We start from the raw sequence: 13,192 nt of genomic DNA on the forward strand, positions 1-13,192 counted from the left end.
GGCGGACGCACTCAATCGGTACGCACCCGGAACGCCAGGCTGATGCGTGGGTCGACCACGCCGGGCGCCTTGGGGATGCCATGGTCGTAATGCTGCTGCGAGGCATGGCTCATGACCACCAGGCTGCCGGATTCGAGCTGCAGCTGCCAGGTTGCGTGCGGCGGGCGCTTGGCCCGCACGGTCATGCGCCGTGTTGCGCCGAGCGATAACACTGCGATCGGCCGGCCCTGTGCGAGGTTGTGCAGCTTGTCGTTGTGCAGGGCGACGCTGTCGCGGCCGTCGCGATACAGGTTCAGGCCGACGCTGTTGAACGGGGTCGTCAACAATTCGCCGATGCGTTCGGCGGTGTCGGCGAGCATCGGCGGCAGTGCGTCGCGATCGAGGCGATACATCGCCATGCGCCGCGGCACGTCGATCAGCCGCTCGTACATCATGCGTTGTTGCGAGGTCCACGCGGCCTGTTCGAGCAGGGCCGAGAACAAGCGCATCGACCACTCGCCATCGAATATGCCCGGCAGATAACGCACGCCGCCTTCGGCGTCGCGGATCGGTTGCTGCGGGTCGGCCTCGAACAACGAATGCTGGTGCATAGCGCATGATGCGACGAAACATTCTCAAGCTGCGAGACGGGCGCCGCAGCGTCGCAGCTCGCGGTCGTCAGGCAGCGGCGGCCGGCTTCTCCAGTTTCGGCAGGAACCAGGCCAGCAGGCCGATCGCCGGCAGGTAGGCGCACAGGGCGTACACCGCTTCGATGCCGATGCGGTCGGCGAGCTGGCCCAGGGCCGCGGCGCCGAGGCCGCCCATGCCGAAGGCGAAGCCGAAGAACAGGCCGGCGATGACGCCGGTGCGGCCCGGCACCAGCTCCTGCGCATAGACCAGGATCGCCGAGAACGCCGAGGCCAGGACCAGGCCGATCACCACGGTTAGTGCAGTGGTCCAGAACAGGTTGGCGTGCGGGAGCAGCAGGGTGAAGGGCAACACGCCGAGGATCGAAAACCAGATCACGTAGCGGCGGCCGATGCGGTCGCCGATCGGCCCGCCGAGCAAGGTGCCGGCGGCGACTGCGCCGAGGAAGACAAACAAGTGCACCTGCGCGTCCTGCGCCTTGAGCTGGAATTTTTCCATCAGGTAGAAGGTGTAGTAGCTCGACAGGCTCGCCATGTAGAAATACTTGGAGAAGATCAGCACCGCGAGCACCGCCATGCTGCGGGCGATGGTCTTGCGCGGCAGCGACGCGCGCGCAGCGCTAGCCTGTTTCTTGCGTTGCGCCGGGATCTGTTCGCGGTACCACACGCCGATGCGGCTCAGGATCACGATTGCGGTCAGCGCGGCGAAAGCGAACCAGCCGACGCTGCCCTGGCCGCGCGGCATCACCACGAAGGCGGCGAGCAGGGGACCCAGTGCGGAGCCGACGTTGCCGCCGACCTGGAACAGCGACTGAGCCAGGCCGTGGCGGCCGCCCGAGGCCATGCGCGCCACCCGCGAGGACTCCGGATGGAACACCGACGAGCCCGAACCCACCAGGGCCGCGGCGAGCAACAGCATCGGGAAGCTCGACGCGCGCGACAACAGCAACAGGCCGGTCAGGGTGAAGCCCATGCCGATGGCGAGCGAGTAGGGCATCGGCCGTTTGTCGGTGTAGATGCCGACCAAGGGCTGTAACAGCGAAGCGGTGACCTGGAAGGTCAGGGTGATCAGGCCGATCTGGCCGAAATCGAGCTTGAACGCGTCCTTGAGCAGCGGATAGATCGCCGGCAGCAAGGACTGGATCATGTCGTTGAGCAGATGGCAGACGCTGAGCATCGCCAGGATCGGCAAAGCGATGCGGCCGGCCGCTTCGGCGGGTTTGTGATCCGCTTCGAAAGCGGGCAGGGCGGCGGTCGCGAGCGTATCGATCGATGCGTCGTTCGACGCGTTCGGGGTATCGAGGGTGGTCATGGCGACCAGTAGACGCCGCCGTGCGCATGCCCGCATTATTGTTCAGGTCAACAATCTTCGAGATCGGGCCAATGCGCAATGTCCTTGCGACCCAGGTCGACGCCTTGCCGGGCCGTATCGTCGCGACCTCGAACGACCACCCGAGCCACCATCGCATCGCCCGGCACCGCCATCGCCGCTCGCAGCTGCTGTACGCCGCATACGGGATCATGGTGGTCGGCACCGAGACCGGGCGCTGGATCGTGCCGCCGGAACGCGCGGCCTGGATTCCGGCCGGCATGGCCCACGACGTGCATGTGCTGGTCGCGATCAGCACGCGCAGCGTCTATATCGAGCCCGAGCTCAGCGCGGCCTTGCCGCGGGACTGTCGGGTGGTCGGGGTGTCGCCGCTGATGCGGGAGCTGTTGTTGGAAACCCTAGACCTGCCGTTGCAGGCCGAGAGCGGGTCGCGGCCGGACCTGATCTATTCGCTGATCGTGCAGGAAATCGAACGCGCGCCGGTGTTGCCGCTGGACATTCCTTTTCCGGCCGATCCGCGCCTGGCCAAGCGTTGCCGCACCTACCTCGCGCATCCCTCGCCGCACGACACCATCGACGACTGGTGCCGCGACCTGGCGATGAGCCGGCGCACCTTCACCCGCCGTTTCCGCGGCGAAACCGGCACCAGTTTCGCCCAATGGTGCCGACAGGCGGCGATCTTCGCCGCCTTGCCGCGGCTGGCCGCGGGCGAGCCGATCACGACCCTGGCGCTGGACTTGGGTTACGAAAGCGCCTCGGCGTTCACGACCATGTTCAAGCGCCTGATCGGCATGCCGCCGAGCCGGTATCTGGCGATGTCGCATGGGCCTGCGCGCGAGGGCGCTTGAGTCGCCAAGGGTAGGCGCGGCGCAAGCCGCGACCATGATCCGCAAATACCCCCGTCATTCGATGTCCTGCTTTGTTGAGATGGCCGGCGTGCGAACAGACGGTTCAGTCGGCTCTCGTTGTCCGAGCTGTGTCCGATGCCGGCGTCGATTCCGGGTTTTCGCGGTCGCGGCTTGCGCCGCTCCTACCCCCTGAGCTGCGTGCTTCTGAGTAGGAGCGGCGCGAGCCGCGACCACGCCCTTGCAGCCACGACGAAGCTCCAGCGTAGCGGGACGCCAGCATCCCGCTCGCCGAAACCGCTGTCAGCGAGAACCCAGCGCCGCGGCCGCTTCCTCGATCAGCGCCGCCACCTCGGCCGGGCGCGAAGCCAGCGAGGCATGGCTGGCATCGAGCTCGATCACCTTGCGCGCGTTCAGACGCGCCGACATGCGCCGCTGGTTTTCCGGTGCGATCATCCGGTCCTGGCTGGAGATCTGGTACCAGCTCGGCTTGCTCTTCCAAGCCGGGGTAGCGACGGTGTCGCCGAAGGTGCTGGCCAACGGCGCCTTCTGGGTCACGCCCATGACCAGGCCTTCGTCGGCGCTGAGGTCCTGGCAGAAGTCCTGGTGGAACTTGTCGGCGCTCAGCCACAGATAGCCGTCGCTGTCCGGGGCGAGGTCGGGTGCCGCCTGCGGCACTGCCTGTTGGGTGATGCCGCCGGGGCTTTCGCCGGCGTCCGGCGCGAACGCAGCGATATAGACCAGCCCGGCCACGTTCGGATGATTGCCGGCCTCGGTGATGACCGCGCCGCCATAGGAATGGCCGACCAGCAGCACCGGCCCGTCGACCTGGGCGACCATCTTGCGGGTGCGCTCGACGTCGTCGGCGAGCGAGGTCAGCGGCAGCTCGACTGCGCGCAGGGCGTGGCCCTTGCGGGCAAGCTCGACGATGACGCGGCTCCAGTGGGCCGCACCGCCCCAGAAGCCGTGGACGAGGACGATGGTCGGTTGACTGCTCATGTTGGTGTTCCCGAATGGTGGTGCCAACGCACTGGATGCCTGAATCGCCCGTTGGCGTGGCGACCCGACGGGGCCGGCGGCCCAAGCTCGCGATCAGCGAGCGCTTCATACCTCGCGAGCGGCGAGCGTTTCATGCCCGCGTGTATGCCCGCCGTGAAGCCGTTGCCCACGGTTGCAGGTTCGCAACGTCGCCGCGGCGGGGCTTGTGGCGGTGCCGGCCCGAGCGCTTAACTTAGAGCCCAGCCGCGGCCGCGGCGTGACCGAAACGCCGCACTCCGATGCCGAAACGCCAGAGCGTCCGCGCCGCCCGAAACGTCGATCCTGTCGTCGCGCCGCCGCCCGCGCAGGCGCGCAAGGCCCGCAAACCCCCCGCACGAACCGACCCGCCCGCAGACCCGCTTCAGACCGATCCGATCCAAACCGATGTGTTCTTCGAGGCCTTTCGCCTGGCGCGACTCCATGGCGAACTGCTCGGCGAGACTCGACTGCGCCTCGGCCAGGCACTGCGCCATCCGCGCGGCCGGGCGATGTTCCATTTCGTCGCCGACGCGCCTTGCCTGTTCGTGATCGAAGCTGCGCAGGGCGGCCGTCAGCGGATCGTCGCGCAGCCGGGCGATTTGCTGATCCTGCCGCAAGGGCACGCGCATCGGATCCTGGCAGACGCGGTCGAGACGGGGGCACAGCGCGGTGCGTGCGCGCAGCTGACCAGCGGCGTATTCGAGTTCGAGGCGCTCAGCGGCGCCTCGCTGGTGCGGGCCTTGCCCGAATGGCTGCACGTCCGCACCGGCGGCGCCGACGGCCCCAGCGAGGACTCGCCCGAGCAATGGCTGGCGCTGAGCTTCGCGGCGATGCGCAAGGAGGCGCGGCAGCCGAACATCGGCAGCCGGATCATGATCGCGCGCTTGATCGACATCGTTTTCATCTGGGCGGTGCGGCATTGGTTGGCGCAGGCGCCAACGCAGCAACGCGGCTGGATCGCCGCCTTGCGCGATCCGCTGGTCGCCCGCGCCCTGGCCTTGCTGCACGCGCAACCGGCGTTCGACTGGACCGTCGAGGCGTTGGCCGCACGGCTGCATCAGTCGCGTTCCGCGCTCGGCCAGCGCTTCGCCGAACGCGTCGGCGAACCGCCGATGCGCTATCTGGCCGGATGGCGGATGCAGCTCGCCGCAGACCTGCTGCTGCGCACCGACCTGCGCATTTCGCAGATCGCCGCGCAGGTCGGTTATGGCTCCGAGCCGGCCTTCAGCCGCGGCTTCCGGCGTGTGTTCGGCAGCGCGCCGAGCGATTACCGCAAGCGGCTGCGCGAACCGCCGCTGCGCTGAGTGCGCCGGCGGCGCTCAAGCGCCGGACACGAGCAAGGTGATGACCCAGACGTCGACGCCGTTGTTCTGGGTCTGTTCGACCGACTGCACCAGGAACGAGGTCCCCGGGGCGAAGGTGTATTCGATCTTGTCCGGGTCGTCCGACAGCGGCGTGATGTAGCTGGCGGCATCCCAGACCCAGGCGCCGTCGGGCGGGTTGGCGACCAGGACGATGCCGTTCTGGTACTGCATCGCCTCGCTCATGCTGCTGCCGAAACTCCAGACCATCTTGGTGGTGATGGTGTCGCCGGGCCGGATGTAATCGGCGATGGCCTGGTTGAAGTCGATCTGCAGCGGCACCGTGTCGGGGCCGGCATTGAGCGGGCACTGCAGGAACTCGATGCCGAAGTGCTCCATGCCGAGTTGGTAGATGTCCATCTGCCCGCTGAAGAGCTGCGGCTGGTCGACGATGCTGGTGCGCGGCATAGCCTGATAGGCAGCGGCGAGCAAACGGTTCTCGACGTCGCTGAACTGCTGCAACCGGGTCGCCACCGCGGCCAGTTGCGACTGCACGTCGGCCAGGGACGAGGCCGGCGTCATCATGAAGGAGTTCATGTAGTCGGCGTTGCTCGGGTTGTAGGTGTTCCAGTTCGATTCCCAGATCGCCGTGGCGATGCTGTCCTGGTCCAGCGGCAACGGCGACTGGCTCATGCCGGTGTATTCGAAGATCTTCATGAACACCAGGCGAGTGAACGAGGCCGTGGTCCAGTCGTAGATCGACATCGCCAGTTGGAAGCTGTACGGCGAGAACGGAAACAACTGCGCGCCGAGCGCGGCGATCTGGGCGAAGCTCTTGCCCGGCGCATCGGGGATGTCCTGATAGGGCACGTACTTGTCGGCGATCATCTGGTCCAGGTAGGCCGCATCGGCGGCCGCGACCACCGGCAAGGGCTTGAGCTGTCCGGATCGGGTAACCCCGGTTGCCGCCGCGGTCACCGTGAAGCTGCCGTCGCCGGGCAGGTACAGGTCGAAGCTCGCGCTCGGGTTCGGGGTGTAGTCGAAATCGGCGCCGTTGAAGTCGATGAAATCCATCACCGGACCGAACGGAAAGCCGTTCTGGAAATCGGTGACGTCGAGAAAGCCCTCGCCGTCGACGATCAAGCGGCTCGATACGCCCTTGCCGCCGCGCCAGCTATCGATCGGCAGGCCGTCGCTGAACCACAGCGAGGCCTCGCTTGGATTGCGGATGGTCTGGAACTGCCACATGCGGGCCTCCCGGCGTATCGGAACCGACGCGGCCGCGATGCGGAGCGTGACGGGCGACACGCGTCGCCCGACGTTTTCCCGTCGCGGATCAGCCCATACAACGCGACGGCATGGCGATCACGGCCACCTCGCAGGTGCGGCGCTCGCGATCACTTCGCGATCAACAGCAGCAGCGAACGCGCCTGCAATCCATAGGTCGCGTTCTCGCCGCCGATCAGGGTTTCCGAGCCCGGCACCGCGACTGCGTTCGGGCCTTCGTTCCAGGTGGCGGTGTCGGTGACGCGGTACCACTGCTTGCCGTTGCCGGGCCAGGGCAGGACGAAGTTCACCGGCCCCGACCAGCCGTTGTAGGCGACGTAGATCGCGCTGGCCGGGTCGGCGAACTCGCTGCCGTCGATGCGCCAGGCGAGGGCGTGGTTGCCGCTGCCGTTGAAATACGCCGCATCGGCCTGGGCGCCGTCGGGCTTGAACCAGCGCAACTGCTCCATGACGTTGCCGTTACCGTCCGTGCCGCTGTAGAAATTGGCCGGACGCAGCGCCGGATGCGCCTTGCGGAAGGCGATCAGGCGCTTGCTGTAGGTCTCGTGGTCGGCCTCGATGCTGTCGCGGGTCCAGTACAGCCAGTTCGCCGCCGAGTCCAGGTTATAGGTGTTGTTGTTGCCGAATTGGGTGCGCAGCACTTCGTCGCCGCCGGTGATCATCGGCACGCCGGCGCTCAGCATCATGAAAGCCAATCCCGTGCGAGCCGCCTTGCGTTGTTCCAGCACCACACCGGCCTGGTCCCAGCTCAGGTTGTGGTCTTCGCCGCCGTCGGAAGGCCCGTATGGCCAGGGCTGGTTGTTCTGCTTGTCGTTGTAGGCGTAAAGGTCGTTGAGGGTGAAGCCGTCGTGGGCGACCATGAAATTGATCGAGTGCCAGGGCTTGCGGCCGTCGTCGCCGTAGAGGTCGCTGGACCCGGCGAAGCGCGAGGCCAGGGTGCCCGGCGTGACCACCTCGACGCCGAGCTTGTTCTGCTTCTTGCGCAGGGCATCGCGGTACAGGCCGTTCCATTCCGCCCAGCCGGCGGGGAAGTTGCCGACCTGATAGGAATTGCCGCCGATCGCCCAGGGTTCGGCGATAAGGTCGAGACCGGCGCCGCCCGCTGCGGCGCGCGGCGGCAGTTCGGCGACGATGCGGTTGAGCGCGTTGCCGGCGTCGCTCTTGTCGAAGTTGAAGCAGCCGTGCTGGCAGCTGTTGCCGAGCACCGAGGCCAGGTCGAAGCGGAAGCCGTCGACGCCGAGCGCGTCGCGCCAATACGCCAGGGAATCGACGATCAGGTTCTGTGCGACCGCGTTGCGGGTGTTGTAGTTGCCGCCGACGCCGGTGTTGTCCCAGGGGTATTTCAGGTCGGCGGTCAGCGAGTAATAGGTGGGGTTGTCGAGGCCGCGCCAGGACAGCAGGTTGTACACGGTCAGGCCGTCGCTGCCGCCCCAGGGGCCACCTTCGCCGGTGTGGTTGTAGACCACGTCGATGTAGACCTTAATGCCGGCGTCGTGGAAGGCCTTGACCATGGCTTTCCATTCGCGGGTCGGCCCGCCGGCGCTCTTGTCGGCGGCGTAGCGGCGGTCCGGGGCGAAATAGTTCAGGGTCATGTAACCCCAGTAGTTATCGTTCGTCGTCGAGGTGGGGTCGACGTCGTTCTGGTCGTTTTGCGCCTCCTGCACCGGCAGGAATTCGACTGCGGTGACGCCGAGGCCGGCCAGATAAGCGGCCTTGCGCGCTGCGCCGGCATAGGTGCCGCGTTCGGCGACAGGCACGCTGGCGTCGTTACGGGTCAGGCCGCGCACGTGCACTTCGTAGATCACTTCGTCCTTGAGCGCGCGGGTCGGCTTGCTGCCGATCGACGAGGCATCGGCGGGCAGGGCCACACTCTTGCCGGCGCAGGCGCCGCTGTCCTTGTTGCGATGGCTGGCGCCGCTCGCGTAGAGGGTGCCGTCGGCGCAGGCGGCGGTGTTCGGGTCCTGGCTGAGTTCGCGCGCGTAGGGGTCGATCAGCAGCTTGTTCGGATTGAAGCGGTTGCCGGCGTTGTCGACGTCGCTGAGGAAACCGGTGCCGCTGCCCTTGCTCCAGGCGGCGTCGTAGGGCCAGTTGGGGCCCCAGGCGCGGTACCCGTAGTAGACCGTGCCGGTGATGCCGTAGCTGGTCTTGATGGTGCTGGTCGCGACCGACTTCGACCACACCTGGGTTGCCGCGTCCTTGGTCATGCTCAGGCGAGCGACTTCCTGCGCGCCGGAGGCGGTCTTGTACAACCACACCTCGATGCGGGTGGCGCGCGAGGAATAAACGCGAAAGTTGAGATTGCTCTGGCTGGCGTCGTAGCGGGCGCCCAGCTGCTGGGCATCGATGGCGGCGCGTGCCTGGCCGTTGCCCAGCAGGCCCAACATCGTTGCCAGCACCACACTCGCCACGCCGTTCCACCACCGCGTCTGATCGCGCATCGCCACGCACTCCTGTCGAGTCGGAAGGCGCGCGGACTACGCGCGCCGAGCCACTCTAAGGCCGTTGCTGCGCTGCTCCGGAACGGCTGCAATCGTATTCAATGCCGCGTTCCGTGATCGCGGACGCGGCTCCCCCGGAACGGCTGCAATCGTATTCAATGCCGCGTTCCGTGATCGCGGACGCGGCTCGCGGGCGTCGCCGCGTCGGTCGGATGCTCAGGACGGCGCGGCGAGCACCTGGATCGCCGCGGAGAACTTCGGCCCGCGCGCCAACAGCCGCAACCGGTGCGGACGGCGTTGCAGCCATTCGCGCAGCGCCCGCCATTCGCCCTCGCGCCAGGCCGGGTACACGCCGGATTCGTTCCAGTCGCACAACTCGTCGAACACCAGCACCGTGCCGGGCACGATGCGTTCGTCCATCAGGGTCAACACGGTGACGGTGGACTCGTACAGATCGCAGTCGATGTGCAGCAGCGCCGCAGGGCCGGGATGCGCGGCCAGCCAGGCGGGCAGGCTGGCGCCGAATTCGCCGCGCCACAACCGCGCATTCGCCGGCACCTCGGGCAGGCTACCGGTATCGAAATGGCCGGCCGGATAGACACTGTCGGCGCTGCGTTGCCAGGGGATCGGCAAACCGCTGAAGGTGTCGAAGCCGTGCACGCTGCGTTCGGGCAGGGCGTTGGCGAGGGCGCTGAGCGAACGCCCCCGGAACACGCCGAACTCCATCACATGACCGCTCGGGCAGTGCGCCCGGGTCACAGCGAGCAGATTGTCAAGGTCGCTTTTATGCGGCACCGGCAAGGCGCGAAACGCGGCGATGTCGAGCGCGGCGCCGGCATCGATCACCGGGGCCGCCGCCAGCATCGCCGGAGCGGCCTTCGCCGCCGCATGCGCGCCGCGATCGATGCTCGCGATGGCGGCGCCACGCGGCCGCTCCCAGTTGATCTCTTCGATGCGGCCGTCGAAACCCTGTTGCACCGGCATCGGGAAGAACGGTGCGAGGCGTTCGATGTCGCCGATATCGTGGCGCAGCGCGGGCAACTCGGCCTTGCGCACCCGCACGATCAACGAGATGTTGTAGCCGTAGACCTTGAGCCGGGCCTCGCGGCAATCGATGCCGGCGACGATCAGGTTGTACAGCAGCAGCCCGGCGTTCCACACCGTCAGGTGGCCGCCGACGATGTAGGGCCGTGCCGGCGGTACGGTAATGGCGAGCAAGCCACCTGGCGCGACGAAACTCACCAGGCGTTGCAGGAACAGGCCGACGTTAGCCTGGTGTTCGAGCGCATGCGAGCACCAGACCAGGTCGTAGCGCTCGTCGCTGGCGAAGTCCTCGAAGTCGCCGACGAAGTCCGGGCGATGGGCGCCGTAGGACTCGAACGAGATCGTGGTGACGCGCTTGCCGTGCTTGGCGAGGTGACGCGCCTGCAGGCCGTCGCCACAGCCGACATCCAGCACGCTGTCGAATTCGTACTGCGCCAGCAGCAGATTCAAAGCCTGGTCGGCCAGCCATGGCGGCGGCGGGCCTTTCTTCTTGCCGGCCTTGCGGGGCTTGGCGCGCGCAAGCGGGCTCGGTGCCGGGTTCGGTGCCGATTTCGGCTTCGGTTTAGGCGGCGCGACGACGGTGCGGAGCGGATGGGTCTTCATGCCACGGCTCGCTCGCCGCCGGTCGCGAGCGCGACCGCCAGCCGTAGATTGGCTTCCACCCAGGCGGCCATGCCGAACTCGGGGCATTGCGGCGGCAAGGCCAGGCGTCGCTCTCGCCAATGACTGCGTTGTCCGAGCATCGCATCGATCGCCGCGGCCATCGTATCGATGTCGTCGACGAGATGGCCGCAACGGCCGTCGCCGAGCAACTGCTCGGCCCAGCCGACCCGGGTGGCGACCACCGGCACGCCAGCGCGCACCGCATCGAACAAGGGCCAGGGGCCGCAGTCGCTGGCGCTGGTTACGACCACGCCGTCGAAGCGCCCGATCCATTCGCCGCAGCGCGACAGCGGGCATTGCGAGAGACCCATGACCGCGCAATCGATGCCGGCGCGGCGCAGGCTCGCGGCGGCGGCATCGAGACGTTCGCCGACCAGGGCGATGCGCATCGGCGACTTGGCCCGTTGTACGGCGGCGATGAAGTCGGCAAGGCCGCTGGCGTCGCAGCCTTGCTGGTTCGCCGGCCGGCCGACCCAGGCCAGTACCGGCACCGCGTCCTCGTTAGGCGGCGCCGGCGCGGCCTCGCTCCAGCCGACTGGCCGCACGATCCACTGTCGCTTCGACAGGTCGATGCCGCTCGCGGCCAGGATCGCTTGCTGATCGGGATGGGCGAGGACGAGACCGCTGCAGCGGGCGACGTCGGCACGCGCGCCGCCGCGCCGGTACGCCTCGGCACCGCTCATGTCGTGCAACTGCACCACGCTGCGCATCGGATCGGGGCTGCGTGCGGCTTCGCGGGCGCGCAGGAAGATCCAGGCCTCGGCCTGGGGCAGCGGTTTCTGGGTGGCGGCGACGCGGTAACCGGGCGGCGCGGCCGCGGCGAGCGCCTGCTTCCAGTGCTCGAACAGCCAGCCCTTGTTCTCGGCGACCACGTTGAGGGTCGGCAACGACGGCGCCGGCATCGGCGCGGCTTTGCGCACGGCGGTACGCGGCAGGACGCGCGGAATCACCGTGCCGGTCGGCGCCAGCGGCCGTTCGCGCAGGGCGAGTTCGAGCAGACCGGCGACGCGCTGCGGGTCGGCGGCCTCGCCCAGGCTGCATTGGTGGGCGATCAGATGCTGCGCATAGGCGCGGCGGCAGGTGATGCCTTCGGCGCTGGCCGCGCTTTCGGCGAGCAGCGCCCAATCGCGCGGCGCCTCGGTCAGGAACGGCTTCACCGCGCCGCTGCGCGGCCAGACGTTGCGGCCCAGCACGATCGCCGGCACGTCCCAGAGCAGGCCGTCGTGGGCGACGTTGCTGTTGAGAGTGAGGATGCCGCGGCAAGCGCCGCTGCGCAGCATCTCGTGGATATTGCCGCGGGTCTGCGGCCACAGCAGGTCCTGTTTGCGGCGCAGTTGCAGGCGCAGATGGCGGTTGCGGGTGCGTGCGTCGGCCGGGTGCTGCTTGAAAATCACCGGCCACGGCGGGTCGAGGCGGCTAACGTGATCGATCAGGGCCTGCATGGTCCGCAGCGACGAGGGCGCGTGGCGGATGATGTTGGTGTCCGACTCGATCTGCAGCGGCACCAGCAGGAACTGCGCCGGCAGCTCGATGCGGTGTTCGCGATTGGCCTGCATGTACTGGTAGTAGCCGCTGAAACCGGTCGACTTGATCGCGGCCAGGCGCAGGTCGAGGGCGGCGTCCTGCTCGGCGCTCAGGCGCTGGCCGTCCCAGACGAAGGGCGCGGCATGCGAATCGGCGTTGATGCCGCGCGGGCTGATCTGGTAGTCGGCGCGCGGCAGCCAACCGTGTTCGCAGTACAGCGTCGGGCCCAGCAGGCTATGGCCGCGGCCGTTCCAGACGATCGACAGCACGCGCGGATTGCGCGCGGTCGCACGCGGGTCGCGACTGACCGTATGACCAAGCGCGGCGACCGAGACGGCAAGGGTCTCGAACAGATCGCCGACCAGGCCGGGGGTACGTTTTTCGATCGCGACTTTCATGGCGGAGCTCCTTGCGGGCGCGCGGGGTCTTGCGGTTGTCGGCGTAGATGCCCGCACCGAGGCCGGTGTGGGCACCGGCGTGGGCAGGCGGTGCAGGGTGACGGGGTCGCGCAGCCATTCGCCGGAAGCGTCGATCCGCGCTCGCGGCAGCGAATTCAGGCGGCTGATCGCGCTGAGGTTGAGCAACTCGACGCCGCGTCGGCCGAGTGCGGCTGCCAACTTGCCGTACTGGCCGTCGATTTCCTTGAGCCGGGCGGCGAGGGCATGGCGGCCGGTGGAGGCGAAGAAGTGATCGTCGGTGAAGTCGACCCCGATCAGGCCGATCCGCCGTGCGCCCATGTAGGCGGCCAGGCAGACCGCGACATAAGGCGAGTTCTGGGTGTAGTGCAGCGCGTCGTCGGCGCCCGCTTCGGTGCCGGCGTACTGGCCGAGTTTGAAGCGCACCACCGGCGGCCGCACCCGCCCGAGCTCGATCTGGGTGAACAGCGCCTGCGCATTGGATTGCTCGACGTAGCGGAAGCGGTCGAGCTTGAACTGCTGGCGCGGGTTCAGCACGACCAGATAGGTCGGGTCGAACAAGCGGCCTACGTCGTTGACGCCGATGGTGACCGAACGCTGCGGCTCGGGCAGTTGCAGCAGGGAAGGGCCACAGCCGCAAACAACGATATCCGCGCTGGAATGACGCATGTGGAAATCGCGTAACACCGGACTCATGTCGC

Annotated in this window: 9 protein-coding genes; 2 read left to right on the plus strand and 7 right to left on the minus strand. The window is 67.8% G+C overall.

From position 1 onward, the window contains the following. Window positions 1-11 precede the first annotated feature (11 nt). Window positions 12-590, minus strand: a complete 579-nt coding sequence (locus EX88_RS0112730) for an alpha-ketoglutarate-dependent dioxygenase AlkB family protein (protein WP_036148788.1) — start codon at window positions 588-590, stop codon at window positions 12-14. A gap of 67 nt (window positions 591-657) precedes the next feature. Next, the gene (locus EX88_RS0112735; protein ID WP_152566254.1) at window positions 658-1,938 is read right to left on the minus strand and encodes an MFS transporter; all 1,281 of its coding nucleotides are present in this window, start codon (window positions 1,936-1,938) and stop codon (window positions 658-660) included. A 71-nt stretch (window positions 1,939-2,009) separates the two neighbouring features. Here EX88_RS0112735 and EX88_RS0112740 point away from each other — a divergent pair, with 71 nt between their 5' ends. Then, complete coding sequence (locus EX88_RS0112740) at window positions 2,010-2,804, plus strand: AraC family transcriptional regulator (protein WP_031372376.1); 795 nt, start codon at window positions 2,010-2,012, stop codon at window positions 2,802-2,804. A gap of 300 nt (window positions 2,805-3,104) precedes the next feature. On the opposite strand, the gene EX88_RS0112745 is transcribed toward EX88_RS0112740, so the two are convergent. Continuing rightward, a complete protein-coding gene (locus tag EX88_RS0112745) occupies window positions 3,105-3,800 on the minus strand; it encodes an alpha/beta hydrolase (protein ID WP_031372377.1) in 696 nt (231 codons plus the stop codon). A gap of 278 nt (window positions 3,801-4,078) precedes the next feature. On the opposite strand from EX88_RS0112745, the gene EX88_RS0112750 reads away from it, so the two are divergent. Next, on the plus strand, window positions 4,079-5,122 hold the full coding sequence (locus tag EX88_RS0112750) for a helix-turn-helix transcriptional regulator (protein ID WP_051885064.1): 1,044 nt from the start codon (window positions 4,079-4,081) through the stop codon (window positions 5,120-5,122). A gap of 15 nt (window positions 5,123-5,137) precedes the next feature. Here the strand turns inward: EX88_RS0112750 and EX88_RS0112755 are convergent, their stop codons facing one another. The 4 genes from EX88_RS0112755 to EX88_RS0112770 form a co-directional block, all read right to left on the minus strand. Next, entirely contained in the window at window positions 5,138-6,367 is a 1,230-nt protein-coding gene (locus EX88_RS0112755; RefSeq protein WP_031372379.1) for a hypothetical protein, read from the minus strand. Window positions 6,368-6,516: 149 nt separating this feature from the next. Next, complete coding sequence (locus tag EX88_RS0112760; protein ID WP_036148790.1) at window positions 6,517-8,844, minus strand: glycogen debranching protein; 2,328 nt, start codon at window positions 8,842-8,844, stop codon at window positions 6,517-6,519. A gap of 216 nt (window positions 8,845-9,060) precedes the next feature. Further along, a complete protein-coding gene (locus EX88_RS24565; protein ID WP_051885065.1) occupies window positions 9,061-10,491 on the minus strand; it encodes a methyltransferase domain-containing protein in 1,431 nt (476 codons plus the stop codon). After that, window positions 10,488-13,160, minus strand: coding sequence for a glycosyltransferase (locus EX88_RS0112770; protein ID WP_161786120.1), 2,673 nt, complete (start codon window positions 13,158-13,160; stop codon window positions 10,488-10,490). Before EX88_RS0112770 ends, EX88_RS24565 begins: the two co-directional genes overlap by 4 nt. Between the last annotated feature and the right edge of the window lie 32 nt (window positions 13,161-13,192).

The sequence above is a fragment of the Lysobacter antibioticus genome, assembly GCF_000731095.1.
GTDB lineage: Bacteria > Pseudomonadota > Gammaproteobacteria > Xanthomonadales > Xanthomonadaceae > Lysobacter > Lysobacter antibioticus_B.